The sequence below is a fragment of the Microbacterium sp. CCNWLW41 genome, assembly GCF_037083505.1.
Genome location: NZ_JBAOJP010000013.1, coordinates 154,261 through 178,339, shown reverse-complemented (window position 1 = coordinate 178,339; position 24,079 = coordinate 154,261). Strand labels below are relative to the sequence as shown.

Genomic DNA, 24,079 nt, shown 5'->3' with positions numbered 1-24,079 from the left:
GGGGATCGAGGGGCTTCGGCCCCCGGGCTCAGGCGCCCCAGCCGGCCTGGGCGCCGCCGACGCGCTCGGCGGCGATCCGCTCGGCGTAGCCGGAGACGGCATAGGCGGCCATGGGGTCGGCGGGGAGGCCGCGAGACTCGCGCCATTCGGCGAGAGCGGGGCGCACGTCCGTGGAGAACGCGTCCATGAAGACGGCGTTCGCGCCGAGGATGTCCCCCGCCCGCTGCGCGGCCGCGAGCGCCTCGCGGTCCAGCAGCAGCGCCCGCGCCGTCATCTCCTGGACGTTGAGCACCGAACGGATCTGCCCGGGGATCTTGTCCTCGATGTTGTGGCACTGGTCGAGCATGAAGGCCACGTCGGCGTTGTTGAGCGCGCCGCCGCGGATCACCTCGACCAGGATGCGGAACAGCTGGAACGGATCCGCCGCGCCGACGATCAGATCGTCGTCCGCGTAGAAGCGGCTGTTGAAGTCGAACGATCCGAGCCGGCCGAGGCGCAGCAGCTGCATGACGATGAACTCGATGTTCGTCCCGGGGGCGTGGTGGCCGGTGTCCAGGCACACCATCGCCTTCTCGCCGAGCGCGACGACCTGGGCGTAGCTCGTCCCCCAGTCCGGCACGTCCGTGTGATAGAACGCGGGCTCGAAGAACTTGTACTCGAGCACGAGTCGCTGGTCGTCCCCGAGGCGGTCGTAGATCTCCTGAAGAGAGTCGTGCAGGCGGTCCTGCCGGCTGCGCATATCGGCCTGCCCGGGGTAGTTGGATCCCTCCGCGAGCCAGATCTTGAGGTCCCGGCCGCCGGTCTGGTCCATCACGTCGATGCAGGCCAGGTGGTGGTCGATCGCCTTCCGGCGGACCCGCTCGTCCTCGTGGGTGAGGGCGCCGAGCCGGTAGTCGTCGTCCTGGAACGTGTTGGAGTTGACCGTCCCGAGGGCGACGCCGTGATCCTCCGCGTGCCGGCGGAGGTCGGCGAACGAGTCCACCGTGTCCCACGGGATGTGCAGCGCGACGGTCGGGGCGAGGCCGGTGTGCGCGTGCACCTGGGCGGCGTCGGCGATCTTCTCGTACGGGTCCCGCGGCGTGCCGGGGCTGCCGAAGACCTTGAAACGGGTCCCGGAGTTCCCGAACGCCCACGAGGGGAGCTCGATCGCCTGCTTCTCCAGGGCGCTGAGGACGTCGGAAGGGAGTGCGGTCATGATGCGGTGCTTTCTTCGCTGCGGAGGAGGCGGACGGTGTGGGTTCCGGGGCCGAGGTCGTCGTCGGCGTCGACCCGCCAGCCCGGGCCGGCGTCCAGGCGGGCGCGCACGCCGATCGGGATCTCGACGGTCAGCTCCGCGTCGGCGTCGCGACGGCGCCAGTCCACCGCGATGCGCCCGGCCGGCGCGTCCACGTGGGCGCGGCAGTGGTCGAGGGGGCCGTCGAGGTCGGGCGAGATCCGCGTGACCCGGTACCCGGGCTCGATCGCCTCGATCCCGGCCTGTCTCCGGATGATCCAGTCGACGACGCAGCCGAAGGCGTAGTGGTTCATCGACATCCGGTCGACGGTGCCGTCCTCGTGCACGGCGTGCCAGGACTCCCAGATGGTGGTCGCGCCGTGGTCGACCTCGTACAGCCAGGACGGCGCGGTGTCCTGCGTGAGGAGCGTCCGAGCGAGGTCACGGTGGCCGTTGTCCCACAGCACGTCCAGCAGGAAGGGCACGGAGACGAACCCCGTGTCGAGGTGGTCGCCGGCGGCGTGGACGAGCTCGACCAGGCGATCCACGACGCGCGGGCGGATCCCGGCCGGGACAGCGTCGAAGGCCAGCGCGAGGACCGCGATCCCCTGCATGTCCGGTCCGATGCGCCCGTCCTCGCCCACGTACTCGGCGGCGAAGGCAGCGCGGACGGCGGCCGCCTGCTCCCGGGCCCGCGCGGCGGTGTCGTGCTCGCCGAGCGCGGCGGCGCTGGCCGCGTACAGGTCGAGCGAGCGGATCTGGAACAGCGGGCCGGTCAGCTCCGCGGTGAGCTGCGGAGCGAGCATGATGGCAGAGAACTCGTCGAGCCCCGCCGCCTCGGGACGCGAGCCGTCCAACGTCGACGGCGCGAGCCAGTCCCCGAAGTTCGGCTGGCCGTTCCACAGCAGGCGGTGGCGGGCGAGCACCTCCTCTGACGCGGTCTCGGGATCGATCCGGGAGGGGTGGGTCGCCGCCGCGTCCGCGGTCTGGTACTCGACCCACGCCCGCATCGCGTCCAGGTTGTCGCGCAGGAACCGCGGGTCGCCGTAGTGGCGGTACAGCTCCCAGGGCGCGATGGTGATCGCGTCCGCCCACCCGGCGGCGGCATGGATGCCGCCGAGCCCCGCGTTCGGGCGCGTCGGGTCGTCCATCGCCGGCGGCATCGGGACGATGATCGGCACCACGCCGTCGTGGGCGGCCTGGTCCACCCGGACGTTGCGCAGCCAGCGCTCCAGGAACGCCGCGACGCCCATCAGCGTGGCGGCCGTCGGGACGAAGATCTGCAGGTCGCCCGTCCAGCCGGCGCGCTCGCGCTGCGGGCAGTCGGTCGGGACGGCGAGGAAGTTGGACCGCTGCGACCACACCGTGTTCTCCACGAGGCGGTCGAGCCGCGGATGGGAGGAGGAGAAGGACGCGGTGGCCTCCAGGTCGTTGGCGATCACGACCGCCGTGAAGTCCGCGGGATCCGGGGTCCCGGGGTAGCCGATGAGCTTGACGTACCGGAAGCCGTGGAAGGTGAACAGCGGCTCCCACTCCTCGCCCTCCGATCGTCCGGCCAGCACGTACTCGTCCGCCTGGTCCTTGTTGACGCCGAGGATGTTGTCCAGGAAGTTCCCCTCCGCGTCCACGACCTCCGCGTGCTCCAGACGGACGACGGTGCCGCGCTCGCCGCGGACCCTCATGCGCACGCGCCCGGCCAGCACCTGGCCGAAGTCGACGACGGTCTCGCCGGAGGGGGTCGTGAGCACGGCCTGTGCGGGAAGCTCGCGGACGCGGCGGATCGGCTCTCCGACGAACGGGACGAGGGGGACCTCGACGGGAACGAGCGCGCACGGCGCCCCGTCGGCGAACGCGTCGTCGTCGTCCGGCGTGTCCCACCCGTCGATCTCCGCGCGGGCGTCGTGGCGTTCGCCGATGAAGATGTCGGACCAGTCGATGGGGCCGCGGACACTGCGCACACCCTCGTCCGGGCGGATCACATGCTGTGATCCGTCGGCGAGGTCGACCTCCAGCCGCCAGGTCGCGCGCAGGACGTCGCCGTACTGCGCGCTGCGCCCGAGGATCGAGATCCGCCCCGCGTACCACCCGTCGCCCAGGATCACCCCGAGCACGTTCCGGCCGGGACGCAGGAGCTCGGTGACGTCGTGGGTCATCACGGAGATCTCGTGCTGGTAGCTCTCGTAGCCGGGGGCCAGCAGACCGTCGCCGGCGGGGCGGCCGTTCACCGACGGATGGTGCACGCCCTGGCTCGTGATGCGCAGCCGAGCCGACACCGGCGCGGACGGCAGGTCGAAGCTCTGCCGGAGGTACCGGGGCGGGTGCAGGCGGTCCCCGGGCGGCGTGGCCGTGTCGGCGGCGGCGAAGACCTCCGGCCCCAGCTCCAGCGGGCCTTCGACGAGGACCGGCTGCTGCGGGGGCTCGACCCAGGGGGCGTCCCAGTCGGCGAGACCGATCCCGAAGGTGCTGGAGGCGGTGGCGACGGTGTCGTCGTCGCCGCGCACGGAGAGGTCCCAGCGGTACTCGGCGCCGGGCTCACCGCTGAACCGGGCCAGCTCCGCGGCGGACTCGGCGGAGTCGACCCAGTCGGTGTCGTGGACGGTCTCTCCGTCCCTGGTGCGGGTGACGCGGATCCGGTGCGCGCGCGGCAGGATCCGGTTCCCCTCGGCCGAGAGGCGCCAGGTGAGCCGCGGGCTCGTACGGCGCAGGGCCAGCGGGCGGACGAGGTGATCGGCCCGCAGGTCGGTGAGGAGGAGAGGCATCGACGGCTCCTTTGCTCTGAATCGATTCAAGCCTGAGATGAATGTAATGCGGAAGGTCGAGGGGGGTCAAGTCGCTCAGAATGGCGTGAATGCAAGGCGTCGAGCGTCTTACCCAGGACCGGTTGTGAATCGATTCATTCCCTGCTAGCGTGCAGTCACCCTCCCGATTCGCCGGGCGCCGGAACCCCATCCGGCGTCACCGACCGGGCCGCTCGCGTTCACACGCTCACGTTCATTCACACGCTCACGTTCAAAGGAGAACCATGGCCGTCGAAGCTCCCGCCGTCCGCCGCCCCAACCCGTGGTGGGTCGGCATCGTCTGCGGTATGGCGTCGTACATCGACGCCGCGACGATCGTCGCGACCGGCATCGCCCTCGTCATCTACCAGCACACGATCGGGATCACGCCCGAGCAGATCGGCATCCTGTCCGGAGTGCTGACCCTCGGCATCGCCGCCGGAGCGGTGTTCGGCGGCCGCCTCGGCGACCTGCTGGGCCGGCGCCGGGTGTTCCTCGCCACGATGGTCCTCGTGATCATCGGCATCGCCCTGCTCGTCTTCGGCGACAGCTTCCCGCTGCTGCTGGCCGGCGTCATCCTCGCCGGGGTCGGGACCGGGGCGGACCTGCCGGTGTCCCTGTCCACCATCGCCGAGGCGGCGACGGAGAAGAACCGCGGCGCCATCATCGGGCTCTCCAACATCCTGTGGGTCGTCGGCATCCTCGGGACCGTGATCATCTCGACGATCGCCGGCGGATGGGGGCGTCTGGGCGGTCAGCTGCTGTTCGCGCAGGTCGGCGTCATCGCCGTCCTCATCTTCCTCGCGCGCCTGACCATCCCCGAGTCCCCGTCGTGGCTCGCGGCGCGGGACGAGCGCCGCCGGGGCGTCGCGACGATCCGCGCGGACCGCGCCTCGGTGCGGGATCTGCTGCGCCCGCCGTACCTGGCCCCGTTCGTCGCCCTGCTGGTCTTCTACACGCTCACCAACGTCGGCGCGAACACGGGCGGCCAGTTCGGCACCTACCTCGCGGTGAACGTCGCCGGGATCTCCGTCGAGACCAACTCCGCGCTGGGCCTCCTGACGTTCCCGATCGGCCTGCTCTGCGGCCTCTGGTTCATGCGCATCGTCGACGGCGCACACCGGATGACCTACTTCACGATCGGAGCCGTGGTCCTCCTGCTGGGCTACCTCACCCCGGCGCTCCTCGGTTTCTCGCTGCCCACGATCGTCGCGATGAACGTCTTCATGGGAATCGGCGGGGCGTTCGCCTTCGAGGGGATGATGAAGGTGTGGACGCAGGAGTCGTTCCCGACGCTGCTGCGCACCACCGCGCAGGGGAGCATCATCGCCGTGGCGCGCGTGGTCGCCGCGCTGCTCGCGTTCGTGACGCCCTCGCTGGTCGCGGTCAGTCCGCAGGGGCTCTACGGCGTCCTGAGCGCGGTGGTCGCGATCGGGCTCGTCGTCGCCCTGCTGGCCTTCCGGGGCCAGCGCCGCAACCAGTTCGAGGAGGAGGCACGGCGCGATCCGGAAGCGGCGACCGCCGCCGTGCCGACCCCTCAGCCCTGACCGCGCCCGCCCGTCGCCCCCGCACAAGGAGATCCCCGCATGACGACCCCCCTCGACGCCGCCGCCTTCCTCACCGCGCCCGTTCCGCGCGACCGGGCCATCCGGTTCACGCGGTACGTCGAACCGGCTCGCCCTCGGGCCGAGGTCCGCAAGGCCGAGCTCGTCGCCACCGCACTGGGCGTGTACGAGGCGAGCATCGATGGCCGTGCCGTCTCGTCGTCGGTCCTCGATCCGGGGTGGAGCGCGTACGAGTGGCGGCTGCCGTACCAGACCTGGGACGTCACCGACCTCGTGCGCGACGGCAGCGGGCCGATCCGGCTCGGCCTGCACCTCGGCAACGGCTGGTATCGCGGGAAGCTGGGCTTCGAGGGCGCGGACATCGACTATGGCGACCGGATCGCCGTCTGCGCGGCCCTCCGCCTCACGTTCGCGGACGGCTCCGTGCAGAGCGTCGAGACCTCGGAGGGCGGGTGGGCGGCGCAGGGGTCCGAGACGACCCGCAACTCCCTCTACAACGGGCAGACCATCGACGCCCGGCTCCGGGGCGGCGAAGGTGGCGAGTCCGGGGAGACCCTGCCCGGGGAGACCCTGCCCGGGGAGGCGCTGCCCGTGGAGGCGCTGACGGTGGACCGCGCGCGACTGATCCCGCAGAGCGGTCCGCCCGTGATCCGGCACGAGGCGATCCGCCCGGTGAGCATCGACCGGTCGCCGTCGGGACGCCTTCTCGTCGACTTCGGGCAGAACCTCGTCGGATGGATCCGGGCGCGCGTGCGCGGCCCGCGGGGCACGGAGGTCACGATCCGGCACGCGGAGGTCCTCGAGCACGGCGAGCTCGGCACGCGACCGCTCCGCGCCGCCGAGGCCACGGACGTGTTCGTGCTGTCGGGCGGGGACGACGTCTTCGAGCCGACCTTCACGTTCCACGGCTTCCGCTATGCCGAGGTCGAGGGCTGGCCGGGCGAGCTGACGGCGGACGACCTCGAGGCCGTCGTGGTGCACTCGGAGATGCGCCGCACCGGCTCCTTCTCCTGCTCCGACCCGCTCGTCGACCGCCTGGTCGAGAACGTCGTGCAGGGGCAGCGGGGCAACTTCCTGAGCGTGCCGACGGACTGCCCTCAGCGCGACGAGCGCCTGGGGTGGACGGGCGACATCGCGGCGTTCGCGGCGTCGGCGGCCTTCGTCTACGACGTCGCGGACTTCCTGGACGACTGGTTGCGCGATCTGCGGGCGGAGACCGAGAACGCTCCCGATCGGTTCGTCCCGATCGTCGTCCCCGACGCGTTGAAGTACGCGCACTTCGGCGAGGACTTCGCGTTCCCCGAGATGGGGCCGACGGCCGTCTGGGGCGACGCGGCGGTGTGGGTGCCGCAGGCGCTGTGGCACGCCTACGGGGATCGGGACCGGCTCGCCGCGCACTATCCGGCGATGGTCCTGCATCTCGAGTCGGTGCAGCGGATGCTGTCGCCCGACGGCCTCTGGGACCGGGGGTTCCAATTCGGCGACTGGCTCGACCCCGATGCGCCGCCGGAGAACCCCGCGGCGGCGAAGGCCGATCCGCACGTCGTGGCGACCGCCTGCCTGTACCGCTCGGCGTCGTTCGCGGCGGAGGCGGCGGGGGTCCTCGGGCGGGCGGAGGACGCCGAGCGATGGGCGGACCTCGCCGAGCGGACGCGGACCGCCTTCCGCGAGAACTACGTCGACGGCGGGCGGATCCGCTCGGACTGCACCACCGTCTACGCGCTCGCCATCTGCTTCGGACTCCTGAAGGAGGAGGACCGGGTGCGGGCGGGGGACCGGCTCTCGGAGCTGGTCCGACAGGGCGGCTACCGGGTGACCACCGGGTTCGCGGGCACGCCGTTCGTGACCTGGGCGCTGTCCGAAACCGGGCACGTCGCGGACGCCTATCGGCTGCTGCTGGAGCGGGAGTGCCCGTCGTGGCTGTACCCGGTGACGATGGGGGCGACGACGATCTGGGAGCGCTGGGACTCGATGCTCCCGGACGGGTCGATCAACCCGGGGGAGATGACGAGCTTCAACCACTACGCGCTCGGGGCCGTCGCCGACTGGATCTTCCAGGTCGTGGGAGGCATCCGTCCGGCCGAGCCGGGATACGCCCGGATCCGGATCGAGCCCGTGCCGGGTCCGGGGCTGACCTGGGCGCGGACGCGGTACGCCTCGCGGGTCGGCGACATCGAGGTGTCCTGGCGGACGGACGGGGATCGGTTCGTGCTCGACGCCGTGATCCCGGACGGCGTCCCCGCGGACATCGTGCTGCCCGACGGCACGACGCACGAGGTGGCCGGCGGGGAGCACCGTTTCACGGTCTGACCCGCGTCCCGCCGTGGGTCCGGCGGGCGCCGGGCGGACCGTGCGGTCCGGCGCCCATGCCCTAGGCTCGCTGTGCGAGAAGGGGGCGCGATGGCGGTGAGCGTGCGTGAGGTCGCCGAGGACGCCGGGGTGTCGGTCGGGACCGTGTCGAACGTGCTCAACCGCCCCGAGCGGGTCTCGGCGGACACCGTCGCGCGCGTCCACGCGGCGATCGAGCGGCTCGGCTACGTCCGCAACGACGCCGCGCGGCAGCTGCGCGCCGGCCGCAGCCGCACGATCGGACTGGTCGTGCTCGACATCCGCAACCCGTTCTTCGCCGAGGTCGTCCGCGGTGCGGAGGGGCGCGCCGAGGAGCACGGGCGCAGCGTGCTGGTCGCCAACAGCGACGAGAAGGCGGAGCGCGAGGCGACCCACCTCGCACTGTTCGAGGAGCAGCGGGTGTCGGGCGTGCTCATCACGCCGGTGGGGGACGCGACGCCGCTGCTCGGCCGGATGCACCAGCGAGGCATTCCGTCGGTCCTGGTCGACCGGCGCTCGAGCGACCCGCGCTTCGCCTCGGTGTCGGTGGACGACGGAGAGGGCGGGCGCATCGCGGCCGCGCACCTGCTGTCCCTCGGTCGCCGACGACTGGCCTTCGTGGGAGGGCCGCTGACGCTGCCGCAGGTGTCGGACCGTCTCAGCGGCGCGCAGTCCGCCGCGGCCGAGGCGGGGGCGGCGATCGAGTTCCTCGCCACCCGTGCGCTGACGGTGGAGGAGGGGCGTCGTGCGGGGGAGCTCCTGCTGCAGCGCGCGCCCGCGGAGCGGCCGGACGGCGTCTTCGCGGCGAACGACCTCGTCGCGCTGGGGATCCTGCAGGGCATGGTGATGACCGGGGGCGCTCGCGTTCCGGAGGACCTCGCCCTCATCGGCTACGACGACATCGACTTCGCGGCGGCCGCCGTGATCCCGCTCTCCTCGGTGCGCCAGCCCGCGTCGCTCATCGGCGCGACGGCCGTCGATCTCCTGCTCGGCGAGGGGGAGGGGCTGGCGGAGCCGGTCCGGTACCGGCCGGAGCTGGTCGTCCGCGCATCCACGACCGGGCGCTGAGCCCGGCGATCCGGGCGCAGAGGTCCCTCAGCGCGCGTCGTCCGACGGCTCCTCGGCCTCGAGGAGCCGTGCGTCCGGGGCATGCGACGCCGCGTAGGACATCAGCTTCTCGAGGATCTGCATGAGCTGCGCGTACTCCTTCGCCGTGAGGGCGTGGAGCAGCTCCGACTCCTTGGCGTTGCGCGCGAGGAACGCCTCCCGATAGACCTCCTCGCCGTGCGGCGTCACGGCGTGGAGCACCGCCCGGCCGTCCTTCGGGGAGGGCGTGCGCGAGATCATCCCGTCCACGATCAGGGTGCGCACCGCCGATGAGACCGCGGCCCTGCTCATCCCCGAGTAGTCGGCGATCTGCGCCTGTGTGAGAGGGCCGGCGAGCATCAGCGTCAGCAGGATGCGCTGGCCCGCCGTCGAGGGTGCGCGATGGTCGGCGAGGCCGGATCTCGCGAGCTCGCTGAGGGTGCCTGTGGCCCGCCGCAGCCGCATCACGAGCCGGGACGCGTCGGCGTCGACGCCGGGGAAGTGCTCGCCGAGGACGCGGTACGCGTAGTGGGTGAACCACCAGTCCGCGAGGACCGGATCATGTCGCGGCTCGCCGTTCTCATCTGTCCAATGGACGCCGCTCGTGGCTTCGCCGTCTTCCAACGGACCTCCCTGTCTCGGTGCCCATGCTGACACAGCCTCGGTATCGAGCATAACTAAACAAAACAAAGTCTTGACTAAATTGCGGACCCGTGTCGATACTGAGGGCGAAGCCACTCATGGGCTGCGAAGGAGGAGAACCCATGCAATTCCCCCGTACGACGAGAACCCTGGCCGTCCTGTCCCTGGTCGCGCTGGCGCTCACCGGCTGTGCCGCGGGCGGCGCGGGCGGAGCCGACGCCGACGACGCCGGCGACGAGACGGCGCCGGCGTTCGCGCTGCCGACGGACATCCGGACCCCGACCGGCGAGAAGGGACAGTTCGCCGATCTCGTCCCCGCCGACGAGGACGGCGTCTGGATCGCCGCCGGCTCCGGGCAGGTCGCACCGCTGCAGTACGTCCCCGAGGGCGGGGACTCGATCATCGGCATCGTCGCCGACCTCACCGCCGAGTACGCGCACCGCCTCGGCCTGGAGCTGAAGATCGAGCAGGTCTCCGGCGGCGGCACGATGCCGGGCGTCGAGTCCGGGCGGTACGACGCCGCGCTCGCCGCGGGCGACTTCGCGGAGCGGCGGACGACCGTGAGCTTCGTCGACATCCTCAAGGGCGGCACCGCGCTGCTCGGCAGCGCGCTCGCGCCGGCCGACATCAGCGGCGTCGAGGACCTCTGCGGCCACTCGCTCGCCGTCACGATCAGCTCGATCCAGCAGACGCGTGCCGACGAGGAGAACAAGGCCTGCACGGACGCCGGCAAGGACCCGATCGACATCCAGGCGTACGACTCCGTGCAGGCCGCGGTCCTCGCCGTGCAGTCGCAGCAGGCGGAGGTGGCGTGGTCCGACATCTCGCCGATCAACGTGATCCTCGCCGAGACGCCCGGGCAGTTCGAGCTCGTGGGCGACCTGATGTGGTACGCCCCGTACGGGGTCGCGATCGCCGCCGACCGTGCCGACATGGCGGAGGCCGTCCGCGCCGCCCTGCAGAGCATGGTCGAGGACGGCACCTACGCCGAGATCCTCGAGCGCTGGGGCAGTGAGAGCCTGGCGATGGACGAGATCGAGATCAACGGATCCGAGTTCTGATGACCACCGTCGCGGAGAAGACGCGGACGGGCCCTCCGGAGCCGGTGCTGGCCACGCCGCACATCGGCCGCCGGCGTCTGTCCTGGTGGATCTGGGGCCTGGTCGGCGCGTTCGTCCTGGTCGGTGTCGTGCACTTCATGGTGACCACGCCCGGGTGGCAGTGGGACCTCGTCGGGGAGTACCTCTTCAAGGAGGAGATCCTCCGCGGGGTCGTGAACACGATCTGGCTGACCCTGCTGTCCGCGGTGACCGGACTTCTCGCCGGAGGCGTCGTCGCCTACCTGCGGATGTCGGAGAACCCGGCGCTGAAGGCCGCAGGGACCGTGTTCATCTGGCTGATGCGGGCGATCCCGGCCCTCGTCGTCCTGCTGTTCATCTTCTTCCTGGGCGCGCTCGTCCCGCAGCTGACCATCGGCATCCCCTTCACGGACATCGTGTTCTTCTCGGTCAAGACGAACGACGTGATCAACAAGTTCACCGCCGCGCTGATCGGGCTGACCCTGATCCAGGCCGCCTACGTGGGGGAGATCTACCGGGCCGGGATCCTCTCCGTGCCGAAGGCGCAGTATGAGGCGGCCGGGGCGATCGGGATGACGAAGGCGCGCGCCATGCGGCGGATCATCATGCCGCAGGCGATCCGGGTCATCATCCCGCCGCTGAGCAACGAGCTGATCACGCTGTTCAAGAGCACGTCGCTGGTGTCGGTGATCGGCTTCACCGAGCTGCTGACCTCGGTCCAGCTCGTCTACGGGCGGACCTACCAGACGATCCCCATGCTGCTCGTCGCCTGCCTCTGGTACCTCGTGCTCACGAGCATCGCGATGGTCGGCCAGAGTGCGCTCGAACGCCACTACTCGCGGGGATTCGTCCGTCGATCCAAGCTCAAGGCCCCGGAGGTGCCGGCATGACCGAGACGATCCTCACCGTGCGCGGCCTCGTCAAGGAGTTCCACGGCACGGCGGTGCTCCGCGGCGTGGACCTGGACCTCGCGCGGGGACAGGTGGTCAGCATCATCGGGCCTTCGGGGTCCGGGAAGTCCACCCTGCTGCGGTGCCTCAACCAGTTGGAGGAGACGGACGGCGGAGAGATCCGTCTGCGCGGCGAGCGGCTCGGCATCGAGACCGTCCGGGGGCGCCTCATGCGGGTCCGGGAGCGGGACGTGGTGCGCCAGCGCCGCCCGTTCGGGATGGTGTTCCAGCACTTCAACCTCTTCCCGCACATGACCGCTCTCGCGAACGTCTCGGAGGGACCGGTGCAGGTGCTCAAGGTGCCCCGTGCCCAGGCCGAGTCCGCCGCGAGGGAGGAGCTCGCCCGAGTGGGGCTGTCGGGGCACGCCGGGCATTACCCGACGGAGCTCTCCGGCGGCCAGCAGCAGCGGGTCGCGATCGCCCGGGCGCTGGCGATGCGCCCGGAGATCATGCTCTTCGACGAGCCGACCAGCGCCCTCGACCCCGAGCTCGTCGGCGAGGTCCTCGACGTCATCCGAGGCCTCGCCGCGGAGGGCATGACCATGGTGGTCGTCACGCACGAGATGGAGCTCGCCCGCGAGATCTCCGACGTCGTCGTGGTGATGGACGCCGGACAGATCGTGGAGACCGGTCCACCCGACCAGGTCTTCGCCGCACCGCGCTCGGACCGCACCCGGCGGTTCGTCGCGAAGCTCATCGCCGCACAGCAGGCAACCGACAAGGAGAACGCATGAACACGGCAACCATCGGCACGACGGACATCGAGGTCTCCCGGCTCTCGCTGGGATCCTGGTACACCTACTCGCGGCTGAGCTTCGAGGCCGGGGTGGACCTGGTCCGCAGCGCCCTGGATCTCGGGATCACGTTCTTCGACGTGGCGTACTACCGCAACTCCCCGCACACCGAGATGATCTTCAGCCGGCTGATCCGCGAGGCGGGTGCGCGCCGCGAGGACTACCAGCTCGCCGAGAAGCTCTGGTACTTCAACTATCCGTCGGAGTCGCTCAGCGACCAGACCGACCGCATGCTGCGCCGGGTGGACGAGGAGTATGCGGACGTCCTCATCATCGAGCACCCCCGTCCCGGGATGAGCGTGGAGAAGCTCGTCGACGAGGTCACCGAGGTCGTCGACAGCGGACGCGCCCGGTGCTGGGGCGCGCTGAACTGGGTGCCGGAGGACCTGCTCGCCGCGCACGAGCACGCCGCCTCGATCGGCAAGCCCGGGCCGCAGCTCGCCCAGCTGAAGTACTCGATCGTCCGTCGCAACGTGGTGGAGGACCAGTACCGCGAGGTGGTCGCGCGCACGGGGATGAGCATCCACGCGTCCGACACCATGGAGGGCGGCATCCTCGCGGGGATCCTGGAGCCGGAGCGCCACATCGGGATCGACGTGGGCGACATCCGGGCCCAGATCAAGGCGACCGTGCCGGCCATCGTCGAGGCGGCGGAGGGCCTCGGGATCACGCCCGCGCAGTTCTCGCTCGCCTGGTGCCTGACGAACCCGCAGGTGGCGTCGCTGCTGTTCGGCGCGACGCGTCCCGAGCGGCTGCGGGAGAACGCGGAGGCGGTGCGCATCGCCGCCGAGCTCGGCGACCGCATCCGCGAGGCGGCGGAGGGGCTGGGGATCGACGCGCACGCGCTCGACGCCCCGTACACCCACGACCGCGCGCTGATCGGCGACTACGTCGCCTGACCGCCCGGGCGGTTCCCCGTCCGGACGGGCGGGTCATCCGATCGCGTGGGTGAGGATCGCATGGGTGAGGAGAGGGTCCGTGACGCCGAGCGTCGCGGACCCTCTCGCGCGTCGGTCGGGCCGTGCGCATCCGCGGGCGGTTCGCGACCTCGCCTCGGAGCCGTTAGGATGGTCAGGCGTGTCCGTTCCTCGGAGCGGGCGCACGGAGACGTCGCATAGTCAGGCCTAGTGCACCACCCTGCTAAGGTGGAGTCCCCTCACGGGGACCGAGGGTTCAAATCCCTCCGTCTCCGCCACACTTCTTCAGGTTCGGCGCGGTCCGTTCGACCTTCGATCCGGCCGAGCCGCAGCGTCACGCGGACCGGCCCTCGGGATCGGCGAGGTGGATGCCGAGGTCGGTCCGGCCGGGGTGGATGTCGTCTCGCAGCGCTCGCGTCCCCCGGTAATCGCCGTCGCGGAGCCGTCGGAAGGGGCGTCCTGGCTCGTCGTCGAGGTGCTGCAACCGGTCGGTGAGGCGGCGGATCTCCCGCTCGAGTCCGTCGGTGCCGAGTCCGTCGGCGTCATGCACGACGTGCAGCGCGAGCGACTCGATCCCCACGTACCAGAGCGCGCCGTGCGTCAGCGGGAACAGCAGAGAGTCCAGGTCGCCGCTGATGCCGCGCGGCCCGATCGAGCGCTCGTCCTCGCCCGCGGTCACGATGATGAGGGCGCGTCGCCCGGCCAGGCCGCCGTCACCGTAGCGGCGGGGGATGCCGAGCTCCGGATCGGCGTCGCCGTACGCGAAGCCGTTGGCGAGGACGCGGTCGAGCCAGCCCTTCATGATCGCCGGAACCCCGTACCACCAGAGCGGGAACTGCAGCACGAGCAGCTCGGCGGCGGCGAGCTTGGCCTGCTCGGCCTGCACGTCTGCCGGCAGCAGCCCCTGTTCGTACGCCACGCCCTGCAGCTCCACGACGTTGCCCGGGCGCCTGTCCTCGACGGCGAGGTCGCGATCGGAGAGGACGGGGTCGAATCCCTGCGTGTACAGGTCGGAGGTCGCGACCTCATAGCGGCGGGACAGAGCCTCCGTGCCGGCGTCGAACAGGCGGCGATTGAAGGACGTGCCCCGAGGGTGCGCGAGAACCCAGAGCGCGTGTCCCGGGCGCGGAGGGTGGTGGATCGTCATGGGAGTCCTCTCGATCGGTGTTCCGTCTGTGGGGGTTCTGTCTGTCGGGTTCTGTGGGCCGCGAGTGGTCTGTTGCGGGCCGGGTCCGCGCCCTGCGTTCAGCCGCCGGCGACGGTGACGATGATGCGCGCCAGGGCTCGCCGAGCGCGACCCTCATCCAGCTCGCCGGCGAGCGAGGCGCGGGAGAGCGCGTCCGCGGCCCCGGCCACGGCGTGAAGCCCCGCGCTGTCGACGGGCGTCCGGGCGACCGGAGCCAGCGCTGAGCGGCACTTGGCGAGATACGCGTCGGTGGCGTCCCGGCGGAGCCGCTCAAGGGTGGGCGAGCCGGTGAGGGCGGAGAGGACGTCGGCCAGTTCGCGCCCCTCGGCTCGCGCGCAGTCCAGGTACGCGCCGGCCATGAGATCCGCGACGGCGTCCAGGTCCGGCTCGACCTGGGCGAGTGCCGCATCGAGGGCGGCATGCTGACGGGCGTCGAACTCCCGGTACAGCTCGGCCAGCAGCCCCGAGCGGTCCCCGAAGTGGTCGTAGACGAGGGGCTTGGCGACCCCCGCCCGCTCGGCGAGACGGCCGAGCGTGAGCCGGTCCGTCCCCTCCTCGCGGATCAGATCGCGAGCCGCGGCGAGCAGCTGGGCGCGACGCTGCGCCTTCGGCAGCCGCCGCGGGAGAGGCGGCGTCGCGTGTGGGGGCACTGCTCCTCCGTTCGGGGCGAGACGTGACGGTCGCACGTAACTTACCATTCGTATCTTACTCTTGGTAACCTCGGGCTGAGTGGCAAGGGCCGCGCTCAGGAGGGAGGCCCGTCGTGTCCGAGTCGATCCGTGCGCTCGACGCCGCCAGGGCCGTCTGCGCGGGCCTGGGTCTGCCGGTCGCGCAGGTGTCGATCCTGCAGGAGGCGAACCGGCTCACGCTGCGGCTGCGCCCGGCCGACATCGTCGCCCGGGTCGGACGGGGCGAGCATGCCGCCGCCCGTCTCGAAGTCGAGCTCGCGCAGGCGCTCGCCGACGCCGGGTGCCCGGTGGGGCGCGTGGACTCCCGCGCGGACCCGCGCGTCTACGTGCAGGACGGGTTCGCCGTGACGTTGTGGGAGCCTCTGGACCGGGTGGCATCGGCGGCGACGGCACGCGAGTACGCGGACGCCCTCGTGCGGCTCCACGCGGGCATGCGGACCGTCGCGACACCGGTCCCGCGGTTCACCGCGCGGGTCGCCGCCGCCCTCGACGTCGTCGGGAGCCCGGCCCTGTCGCCGGAGCTCGGCGACGGGGATCGGGAGTTCCTGCGCGGTCGCCTGATCCACCTCGGACGAGCGATCCACGATCGCGGCACCGAGCAGCTGCTTCACGGCGAGCCGCACCCGGGGAACGTGATCGCCACCGCCGCGGGAGCCCGGTTCATCGATCTCGAGACCGTCTGCCGGGGTCCGGTCGAGTTCGATGTCGCGCACGTCCCGGCGGAGGTCGCCGAGCTCTACCCCGGCCTCGACCGCAGCCTGCGTGATGATTGCCGGGAGCTCGTCCTGGCGATGGTGGCGGCGTGGCGCTGGGAGAGGGGTGACCGGTTCCCGAACGGTCCGCAGGTCAGGCAGGAACTCATGGACGTGCTTCGGTCGGGGGCGCCCTGGCCGACGCTCGACGCGTTGCGCAGCGCGGAGTGAAGGCCCCGTCATCCGCGGCGGTCAGACGAACTGGACGCGGGGTGTGGGGTGGTCGGTGTGGGTTCGTCCGGTGGGGTCGGTCCAGATGAGGGTGCCGTCGGGGCTCTGTGTCGCGGACCATCTCCACCGGTCGTCGTGGTGGGGGTGTTTGAGGGCGTGGTGCCCGGCGCAGAGGCAGGCGAGGTTGGTGATGTCTGTGGGCCCGCCGCGGGCGTGGTCGTGGGTGTGGTCGGTCTGTGTGCGGCGGGCGGGCATGCGGCATCCGGGAAATCGGCAGTGTTGGTCGCGGGCGCGGAGGTGGCGTCGCATGCGTTCGGTGGGGGTGTAGGAGTCGGTGCGGGTGAGCATCCCGGTCGGGTCGAGGAAGAGGCGGTCCCATCGCTCGGCGTCGGCGGCCAGCGTGCGGACGAGGGCGGGGTCGGCGGGGCCGTGACCGTCGTGTTCGGCGGGCCGGTCGTCGTCGCCGTGGAGGGTGGTCGCGGCGATGGTGACCTGGACGGTTCCGCGGATCGCCTGGGTGCCGGTCTCGGTGAGGGTGTCGGTGGTGGCGGCGAGGAGGAGGTCGGCGGCGATGTCGGCGCGGATCTGGTCGAGCGTGCGGTCGTCGGTGAGGGGTTCGTCGAGGTCGGCGACGAGGTGTTCGAATCCGGTGAGCTCTTCCCATTCCGCGGGCGTCGGCGGCGTGGTCCCGTCGGGGCCCTGGGGGCTGTCGGGGCCCGGGGGACTGTCGGGGCCCGGGGGACTGTCGAAGGCGCCGCAGTCTTCGGCGGCGCGGAGCATGCGGATCTGTCGCCCGATGCCGGTGAGGCGGTCGTGCACGGCGTGCGCGATCGGGGAGGGGAGGAGCAGGGAGAGCCAGCTCATGCCGTCGTCGGCGTCCGTGACGGTGACGCGTCGCCCGGCGCGGGCGCGGGTGAGGCGTTCGGTGATCGTCTGGGGCGACACGGATGCGGCGACGGAGCGGGCGAACGCCTCGGTGCGTGCCGGTGTCTCCGCGGCGGCGTACGGGATGACCTGTTCCTCGTAAGCGGCGTGCGCGGCGTGGTCGTGGAGGTCCAGGGCCTGTGCGGCCTGCACGATCGCGGACGCGTGCCGGGCGCTGATCCGGCCCTGGGCGAGAGCGGACATCGTCGCGGGAAACCGGTCCCGAAGCGCCCACCCGGTGCCGAGCGCCTTCGCCGCCGCCGTCCGGGACAGGTGCAGCGCGGCGGAGATCTCCGCGAACATCGACCGTTCCGCCTGCTCGAACCCGGCACTCCCCGCCGGCATCTCACGCAGCAGCAACTCGACGCGCTCGCCCAGCAGTGCCGCCTTCTCCGCCTCCCGGACCGCGATCTCCGCATCCAGCGCACGGCACCGCTCTACGATCTCCCGGCTCCGGAGGAGGTATGCGTCCTGGACTCCCGACATGATCTCAGCCTAGTACATATGTTCGAAACTCGCCAAGGGTCTGTGGGCAACCCGCCGTCAGAGCGCGACCCCTCCGCCGACCCGTGGCCGTGCCGTCGGACGGCGTGATCTGCGCCGATCCCGGTTGCGCTCAGGCCTTGTTGTCCGCGAGGAGCACCGTGCCGCCGAGGCCGATCATCATGCCGCCTCCGGTCGCACGCACGGCTGCGAGGCGGCGCGGCGACCGGGCGAACCACGCCCGCGCGGTCCCGGCGGCGAGGGCCCAGGCCCCGTCGCACACGAACGCGATGACGGTGAAGACCAGGCCGAGGACCAGCATCTGGACGGGCACCGCGCCTGCGGAGAAATCGACGAACTGGGGGAGAGCGGCGACGAAGAACACGATCGTCTTCGGGTTGGATGCGCCGACGATGAATCCCTGACGGAGCACGGTGGCCGTCGAGGCGCGGCGCGGAGCCTCCGCGGCGGTCGCCGCCATCCCGTCCTTCCGGTGCCGGATCGCCTGCACTCCGAGATACGCGAGGTACGCCGCTCCGGCGATCTTCACGACCGTGAACAGGGCCACCGACTGGGCGACGATCGAGCCCACGCCGAAGGCGACGGCGGTGATGGGGATGAGGCCGCCGAGCTCGTTTCCCACCACGCTCCACAGACCGCCGCGGCGACCGAGCGAGAGGGAGCGCCCGATCACGAACAGGACGCTCGGACCCGGGATCGCGATGAGGATCAGCGACGCGACCGCGAAGGCGAGGAGGGCTTCGATCGACGGCACGGCGTCACCCTACTCCCCGCGGGACCGCGCGCACCAGGCTGCGTCGCCCCCCCACCCGCGAGGCGCGGCCCCGCCCCCGCGCGTCGGGAAGGGGTGCGCGTCCTCGGTAGGCTCGAACGTGTGACGAACACGCGTGCCGAAGCGGCTTACCTCCGCTCCCTCGCCGCGTTCCGCACCCCCACGCTGGATCTCCTGCACGGCCGGTTCGCCCCGTTCGTCGTGGCGGCGCTGTCGGTGCTCTTCACCGCCGATCGACCCGCGGTGGCCGTCGCCGACGCCCATGCCGAGGTCGCCGAGATCCTCGACGAGCTGCGCGCGGCCGGCTATGACGACGACGACCGGCGGCTCCCCGGCGGCAGCGGCCGCGAGGTCTGCCGCACCTGGACGCGCGTGGGCTGGCTCGTCCGCCAGATCGACGACGACGTCGAGGTCTATCGCCTCTCCGCGCACGCGGTGGAGGCGCTGGAGATCGCCGGACGCACCGGCGGAGGACGCACGCGCGTCTCGAACTCCCGCGTCCGCACCCTGCTGGAGGCCGTCGAGCACCTCGCCGACAACGCGGAGGCCGATCCGGCCCGGCGCCTCGCCCGGCTGCTGGAGGAACGGGACCTGCTCGACGCGGAGATCGCGCGCGCCCGCGACGGCGAGATCGACCCGTTCGACGACGAGGAGCTGCGGGAAGAGGCGGAGAACGTGCTGCACCTGGCACGGGAGCTGCCCGCCGACTTCACACGGGTGGCAGAGTCGCTCAAGGCCATGCAGCGTGACGTGGTCGCACACCTCCGCCGCGACGAGCGGCCCACCGGCGAAGTCCTGCGCGAGTACCTTCAGCGTGCGCAGGACGTGATGCAGTCGACTCCGGAGGGACGCGCGTTCGCCGGCGCCCTGCGCCTGATCGGGGATCCGGACCGGATCGACGCGCTCACCGAGCAGCTGCACTCCGTGCTCCGTCAGCCCTTCGCGCGGATGCTGGACGGCACGCAGCGCGCGGAGCTCAACGCCATCGGCCGGCGGGTCGAGGTCGGCGTGGAGGAGGTGCTCGCCGCCCAGCGGCGGGCGTCGCACGTCATCACCGGTCAGGTGAAGACCCACGATCCGCTGCGCGACCGGCAGATCGACGACCTGCTCCGAGACGTGCTCTCCGGCCTGCACGCCTGGACCGACGAGACGGGCGGCGCCGCCGCGGTCAACGCCAGCGTGGACCCGGTGCGCAGCATGCCGCTCGTCGACCTCGGCCATCTACGTCAGACGGTCAGCGACATCCGCCCGGCCGGGACGCCGGCCCCGCTGGCGGGCGCGGACGACGTCGAGTTCGTCGACAACGACACCCGCGCCTGGGGCGGACCGCGCTACGACGAGCTGGAGGCATATCTGGCCGGTCTCGGTCCGGAGTTCGACCTCGGCGAGGCGTTCGCGGGAGCCGCGGACGAGACCCGGCGCCCGGTCGACCTCGTGGGCCTGCTCGAGATCGCCCACCGCAACGGCATGACCGAGGCGGATCGGATCTCCACGGTCGAGGCGCGGCGGCCCGACGGCACCACCCGGCGGTTCGCGTTCGGCGCCGTCACGGCGAGGACGACCAGAGCACAAGAGAAGGAAGACGCGATTGACTGACGACGTGCCCGGGACCGCTGCGCCTCAGGACGATCCGTTCATCGCCCCCGTCGCGATGGAGGACGACGCGGACGAGCTGTTCCCCGGCGATCGGGGAACCCTGGATCCGGAGGTCCGGCGCGTGCTCGTCCATCTCCTGCAGCGGCGGTTCGTGGCCGCGGATCGCAACCGCCGCGACTGGACGTTGCTGCTCGATCACCAGCAGGTCATCGAGTCCCGCCTGAACGACCTCTACCTCCGGCTCGTGATCGACCACGGCCGCGGGTACGCGTACAAGCAGCAGCTGCGCTCCGACGAGATCGACATGCCGGTCCTGCTGAAGGACGCCCCCTACTCCCGTGCCGAGACCCTGGTGCTCGTGCATCTGCGCACCGTCTACCAGCGCGAATCGGCGCTCGGGGAGGCCGCGCCCCGCATCGACATCGAGGACGTCGAGCAGACGGTGCTCAGCTACTTCGCCGACGTGGACGGCAGCACCGCGCGCCAGCAGAAGGCGATCCGCAGCGCCATGGACCGCCTCGACCGCGAGGGGATCATCGACGAGGAGACGGACGGACGCTACCGGATCAGCTCCCTCGTCGAGGTCGTCCTCAGCGCCGAGACCCTGAGGGAGCTGCGGGACTGGCTGCGCGCGCAGCAGGCGCCGCACGACGTTGCCGACGGCGACGTCGGATCGGATGACGAGGAGGACCGGCCCGAACAGGGGGCCGCAGTCCGCGAGGAGGCCGCGGTCCGAGAGGACGACGCGGCGGAGGTGCCCGTACCGTGACGATGGTGGAGACGCTCTTCGGGCTCATCCCGGCAGGGTCCCGCGGCCAGCAGTGGGTGGCCGAGGACCTGCAGCTGATCAACTGGGGCGGCTACGACGCCGGACCGCACGTGGTGCGGTTCTCGCCGGACGCGACCCTGCTGTGCGGCGGGTCCGGGTCCGGGAAGTCGACGCTCATGGACGCGTACATCGCGCTCATGATGCCGCATACGACGCCGTTCAACGGCGCGTCGAACGGCGGCGTCACCGGACGTCCGCGCGGCGACGAGCAGCGGAACATCCTCTCCTACGGCCGCGGCAAGATCGACGAGTCCCGCACCGACGAGGGCACCAAGCTCCGGGTCCTGCGCGGCGACGGCGAGGACACCTGGAGCGCGGTCGCGATGACCTGGCTCGACCACGACGGATCTCGGTTCACGGCCGTGCGCGCCTGGTACATCCCGGCGGGCGCGCGGGTGCTGGAGGACACCGTGCGGGTCCGGGCGACGGTCGACGCCGCCTTCGACCTCGGGCGCCTCGAGGCCGCGGCGGCACAGCGGCTCTCCGACGCGGCGGTGCGCGCGACGGGACTGGAGACGCTTGGGACCGACCGGGAGTTCTCCGCGCGCCTGCACGCCGTGCTGGGCATCGGGACGGCGGGGGCGGGCGCGAAGGCCGTCAGCCTGCTCGCACGCATCCAGGCCGGACAGCAGATCACGACCGTCGACGACCTGTACAAGAGGCTCGTCCTGGAGGAGCCGGAGACGATGGCGACGGCGGACGCCGTGGTCGCCCACTTCGACGAGCTGGAGAGCACGCGGATCAGCATGCTGACCGCTCGCCAGCAGGTGAGCGCTCTCGAGCCGATCCGCGGCATCCGCGAGCGGATGGCGGCGTCGAGCGAACGCGTCCGCCTCATCGACGAGCTCGGCTCGTTCACGGAGGCGGCGTCGAGCGCCGCGCTGTGGCGGGCCGAGCGTCGCCTGGACCTGCTGCGCGACGTGGAGACCGAACTGCGCGACCGCACCCACGCGCTGGAGCTCGCGCTGCGGGAGAAGCAGGCCCTCGCCGACGCCGCGGAGGCGGAGCGCGAGGGGCTTCTGGAGGTCCTGCGCCAGTCCGGCGGCGACCGGCTGGAGACCGCCCAGCGTGAGCTGCGCGGCGTCGAACGGCGGCTGGAGGAGGTGCGGCGCGAGCGCGACCGCGTGGGCGCGGTCCTGCGCGAGCTCGGTGAGGAAGTGACGACCGCCGACGCGTTCGACGCGCTGCTCGCCCGCGCACGGACCGCGTCGACGGGCGGCGACACGGGACGGTCCGCCCGCGCCGCCTTCGCGGAGGCCGAGGCGGAGCGACGCGCGATCGAACGGGAACGTGCGCGCCTGCGGGACGAGCGGGACCGGAGCGCACGCAGCGCGGGCAGCATCCCCGTGCGGCTGGACGAGGCGCGCGCCGCGCTCGCCGAGGCGGCGGGACTCACCCCGGACGACCTGCCCTTCGTGGGAGAGCTCGTGGAGGTGCGCACCGAGTACGAGCCGTGGCGGGACGCCTTCAACCTCGCCCTCGGCGGGTTCGCCCGCACGCTGCTCATCGACGTCGAGAACCTGCCGCGGTTCCGCGCGGCGATCGAGTCCGTGCGGATCCCGGACCGGTTGAGCTACGAGGGCGTGCACGTCGGGATCGGCACGCAGGTCCCCGCCGACCCGACGACGCTGCCCGGGCGCCTCGACTACCGCGACACCCCCTTTACCGGCTGGGTGCAGCAGCATCTTCGGGAGCGCTTCGACTTCGTGTGCGTGGACTCGTCGGCGCAGCTCGCGGAGCACCCGAAGGCGCTGACGATCACCGGGCAGGTCTCCCGCGGGCAGCGCGGCGCCCACGGGGGCCATGGCCGGGACAACGTGCTGGGCTTCTCGAACGAACGCCGGCTTCGTGATCTCGACGAGCGTCTCGCCGAGCTGGACACCCGGTACCGGAGCGCCGAGACCGCGGCGCGTGAGGCCGAGTCCGCCCTGGACAACGCCGTCGGGCGTCTCCAGTCCTACGCGAAGGTCCAGGACGTGACCTGGGAGCAGATCGACGTCGACGCCGTCGTCGCCGAGCGCGACCGCTGGCTCGCCGTGGAGTCCGAGGTGACCGACGGCAACCCGGAGATCGCGCGCCTGAAGGCCAGGGCCGAGGAGCTCAAGGCCCGTGACGCCGGCCTGCGGGCGGAGATGGCGCGGTTGCGCGCGGACCTCGACCGGACGCACACGGAGTGGGGAGAGGTCACCGACGACGTCGACGCGTGCCAGGTCATCGTCGACGCCGCCGAGGCGGACGAGCGCGCGCTCGATCCGGCGCAGTCGGCGTTCCTCGACGCGCGTTTCCTGCTCGCCGAGGAGGAGGACCAGGCGGCCCCGTCGGAGCGGCTGGCACGTCTTGACCTCGCCCTGCGCTCGGCCGCCCAGCGCCTCGCGGAGGACCGGCGCGCGGCGGCGGATGCGCATCAGGAGCAGCGCGAGGCCCTCCGGCGGCTGATGACGGGGTTCCTGGAGCGGTGGCCGGACCTCAACGTGCTGCCGGATCCCGACACGTCGGTCGCGGAGTTCGAGGGGATCCTCGACTCCCTCCGCACGAGCGGACTGCACGAGCTGGAGGCCGAGTGGCGCGACAGCCTGCTGCGCCTGTCCGGCAACGACCTGACGAGTCTCGACTCCACGCTCAGCCGCTCACTGCGGGAGATCAAGGACCGGATCGACCCGATCAACCGGATCATGCAGGAGCTGCCCTTCTACGACGACGATCACCGGCTCCAGATCGTCCCGCGCGAGAACCAGTCCGAGGCGCGACGACGCTTCCGCCGGGAGCTGCGCGAGGTGCGCGGCCTCATCGAAGCGGCGTCGACGGGCGAGCAGCGTCAGCACGCGTACAACCGGATGAGCCGCCTGATCGGCAAGATGCGGCGGACCGCTCCGGACTTCGCCGAGCTCATCGACGTGCGCAACCATGTGCGGGTGAGCGCGGAGCGGATCCACGCCGCCACCGGGCAGCACGTCGCCCTCTACGACCACATCGGGGAAAAGTCGGGCGGGGAGTCGCAGGAGCTCGTGGCGTTCATCGTCGGGTCCGCGCTGCGCTACCAGCTCGGCGACGCGGGAGCCCCGCGTCCGCGCTACGCGCCGGTGTTCATGGACGAGGCGTTGATCAAGGCGGACGCGCACTTCACCAAGCGCGCGATCGGCGCGTGGCGCGGGCTCGGCTTCCAGCTCGTCATCGGCGCACCCAATGACAAGTACAGCGCGATCGAGCCACACGTGGACGTGGAGTACACGATCCTGAAGGACACCCGAGGACGCTCCTGGGCCCGGCCGAAGGTGGGGCTCGATCCGGCAGTGAGCTGAGCGAGG

The 24,079-nt window shown here is 71.8% G+C and carries 18 protein-coding genes and 1 tRNA gene; 12 read left to right on the top strand and 7 right to left on the bottom strand.

From position 1 onward, the window contains the following. Positions 1–28 precede the first annotated feature (28 nt). Both rhaI and V6R91_RS33260 read right to left on the bottom strand, forming a co-directional pair. Positions 29–1,195, bottom strand: a complete 1,167-nt coding sequence (gene rhaI / locus V6R91_RS33265) for an L-rhamnose isomerase (protein ID WP_336398892.1) — start codon at positions 1,193–1,195, stop codon at positions 29–31. Further along, on the bottom strand, positions 1,192–3,972 hold the full coding sequence (locus V6R91_RS33260; protein WP_336398891.1) for a family 78 glycoside hydrolase catalytic domain: 2,781 nt from the start codon (positions 3,970–3,972) through the stop codon (positions 1,192–1,194). The genes rhaI and V6R91_RS33260 overlap by 4 nt, the downstream gene beginning before the upstream one ends. Positions 3,973–4,235: 263 nt before the next feature. Between V6R91_RS33260 and V6R91_RS33255 the strand changes: the two genes are divergently transcribed. From V6R91_RS33255 to V6R91_RS33245, 3 genes are all read left to right on the top strand, one after another. Then, positions 4,236–5,537 carry an MFS transporter gene (locus V6R91_RS33255; RefSeq protein WP_336398890.1) on the top strand — a complete coding sequence of 434 codons (1,302 nt, stop codon included), beginning with the start codon at positions 4,236–4,238 and terminating at the stop codon, positions 5,535–5,537. 39 nt (positions 5,538–5,576) lie between these two features. Next, positions 5,577–7,865, top strand: a complete 2,289-nt coding sequence (locus tag V6R91_RS33250) for an alpha-L-rhamnosidase (protein ID WP_336398889.1) — start codon at positions 5,577–5,579, stop codon at positions 7,863–7,865. A gap of 90 nt (positions 7,866–7,955) precedes the next feature. Next, on the top strand, positions 7,956–8,951 hold the full coding sequence (locus V6R91_RS33245) for a LacI family DNA-binding transcriptional regulator (protein ID WP_336398888.1): 996 nt from the start codon (positions 7,956–7,958) through the stop codon (positions 8,949–8,951). A gap of 27 nt (positions 8,952–8,978) precedes the next feature. Here the strand turns inward: V6R91_RS33245 and V6R91_RS33240 are convergent, their stop codons facing one another. Then, on the bottom strand, positions 8,979–9,593 hold the full coding sequence (locus tag V6R91_RS33240) for a MarR family winged helix-turn-helix transcriptional regulator (protein ID WP_067242893.1): 615 nt from the start codon (positions 9,591–9,593) through the stop codon (positions 8,979–8,981). A 140-nt stretch (positions 9,594–9,733) separates the two neighbouring features. On the opposite strand from V6R91_RS33240, the gene V6R91_RS33235 reads away from it, so the two are divergent. From V6R91_RS33235 to V6R91_RS33215, 5 genes are all read left to right on the top strand, one after another. Beyond that, positions 9,734–10,672: a transporter substrate-binding domain-containing protein gene (locus V6R91_RS33235; protein WP_336398887.1), complete on the top strand. Its 939-nt coding sequence runs from the start codon at positions 9,734–9,736 to the stop codon at positions 10,670–10,672. Beyond that, positions 10,672–11,580 carry an amino acid ABC transporter permease gene (locus V6R91_RS33230; RefSeq protein ID WP_336398886.1) on the top strand — a complete coding sequence of 303 codons (909 nt, stop codon included), beginning with the start codon at positions 10,672–10,674 and terminating at the stop codon, positions 11,578–11,580. Before V6R91_RS33235 ends, V6R91_RS33230 begins: the two co-directional genes overlap by 1 nt. Continuing rightward, positions 11,577–12,374: an amino acid ABC transporter ATP-binding protein gene (locus tag V6R91_RS33225; protein WP_067242899.1), complete on the top strand. Its 798-nt coding sequence runs from the start codon at positions 11,577–11,579 to the stop codon at positions 12,372–12,374. Before V6R91_RS33230 ends, V6R91_RS33225 begins: the two co-directional genes overlap by 4 nt. Next, positions 12,371–13,333 carry an aldo/keto reductase gene (locus V6R91_RS33220; protein ID WP_067242901.1) on the top strand — a complete coding sequence of 321 codons (963 nt, stop codon included), beginning with the start codon at positions 12,371–12,373 and terminating at the stop codon, positions 13,331–13,333. The genes V6R91_RS33225 and V6R91_RS33220 overlap by 4 nt, the downstream gene beginning before the upstream one ends. Before the next feature lie 204 nt (positions 13,334–13,537). After that, positions 13,538–13,629, top strand: a tRNA-Ser gene (locus tag V6R91_RS33215). 56 nt (positions 13,630–13,685) lie between these two features. Here V6R91_RS33215 and V6R91_RS33210 read toward each other — a convergent pair. Both V6R91_RS33210 and V6R91_RS33205 read right to left on the bottom strand, forming a co-directional pair. Next, the gene (locus tag V6R91_RS33210; protein WP_336398885.1) at positions 13,686–14,498 is read right to left on the bottom strand and encodes an NAD(P)H-dependent oxidoreductase; all 813 of its coding nucleotides are present in this window, start codon (positions 14,496–14,498) and stop codon (positions 13,686–13,688) included. Positions 14,499–14,596: 98 nt separating this feature from the next. Continuing rightward, positions 14,597–15,187: a TetR/AcrR family transcriptional regulator gene (locus tag V6R91_RS33205; protein ID WP_336398884.1), complete on the bottom strand. Its 591-nt coding sequence runs from the start codon at positions 15,185–15,187 to the stop codon at positions 14,597–14,599. A 113-nt stretch (positions 15,188–15,300) separates the two neighbouring features. On the opposite strand from V6R91_RS33205, the gene V6R91_RS33200 reads away from it, so the two are divergent. Then, the gene (locus tag V6R91_RS33200; protein ID WP_336398883.1) at positions 15,301–16,149 is read left to right on the top strand and encodes a phosphotransferase; all 849 of its coding nucleotides are present in this window, start codon (positions 15,301–15,303) and stop codon (positions 16,147–16,149) included. A gap of 21 nt (positions 16,150–16,170) precedes the next feature. Here V6R91_RS33200 and V6R91_RS33195 read toward each other — a convergent pair whose 3' ends face one another. Both V6R91_RS33195 and V6R91_RS33190 read right to left on the bottom strand, forming a co-directional pair. Next, complete coding sequence (locus V6R91_RS33195; RefSeq protein WP_336398882.1) at positions 16,171–17,559, bottom strand: HNH endonuclease signature motif containing protein; 1,389 nt, start codon at positions 17,557–17,559, stop codon at positions 16,171–16,173. A gap of 130 nt (positions 17,560–17,689) precedes the next feature. Further along, on the bottom strand, positions 17,690–18,331 hold the full coding sequence (locus V6R91_RS33190; protein WP_271059686.1) for a LysE family translocator: 642 nt from the start codon (positions 18,329–18,331) through the stop codon (positions 17,690–17,692). Between the two features lie 120 nt (positions 18,332–18,451). Here V6R91_RS33190 and V6R91_RS33185 point away from each other — a divergent pair, with 120 nt between their 5' ends. Genes V6R91_RS33185 through V6R91_RS33175 form a run of 3 tightly spaced genes read left to right on the top strand, consistent with a single transcriptional unit; the run spans position 18,452 to position 24,073 of the window. Then, positions 18,452–19,945, top strand: coding sequence for a DUF3375 domain-containing protein (locus V6R91_RS33185; RefSeq protein ID WP_336398881.1), 1,494 nt, complete (start codon positions 18,452–18,454; stop codon positions 19,943–19,945). Between the two features lie 4 nt (positions 19,946–19,949). Next, positions 19,950–20,714: a DUF4194 domain-containing protein gene (locus tag V6R91_RS33180; protein ID WP_271059684.1), complete on the top strand. Its 765-nt coding sequence runs from the start codon at positions 19,950–19,952 to the stop codon at positions 20,712–20,714. Next, positions 20,711–24,073: an ATP-binding protein gene (locus V6R91_RS33175; protein ID WP_336398880.1), complete on the top strand. Its 3,363-nt coding sequence runs from the start codon at positions 20,711–20,713 to the stop codon at positions 24,071–24,073. Before V6R91_RS33180 ends, V6R91_RS33175 begins: the two co-directional genes overlap by 4 nt. Positions 24,074–24,079: the final 6 nt, after the last annotated feature.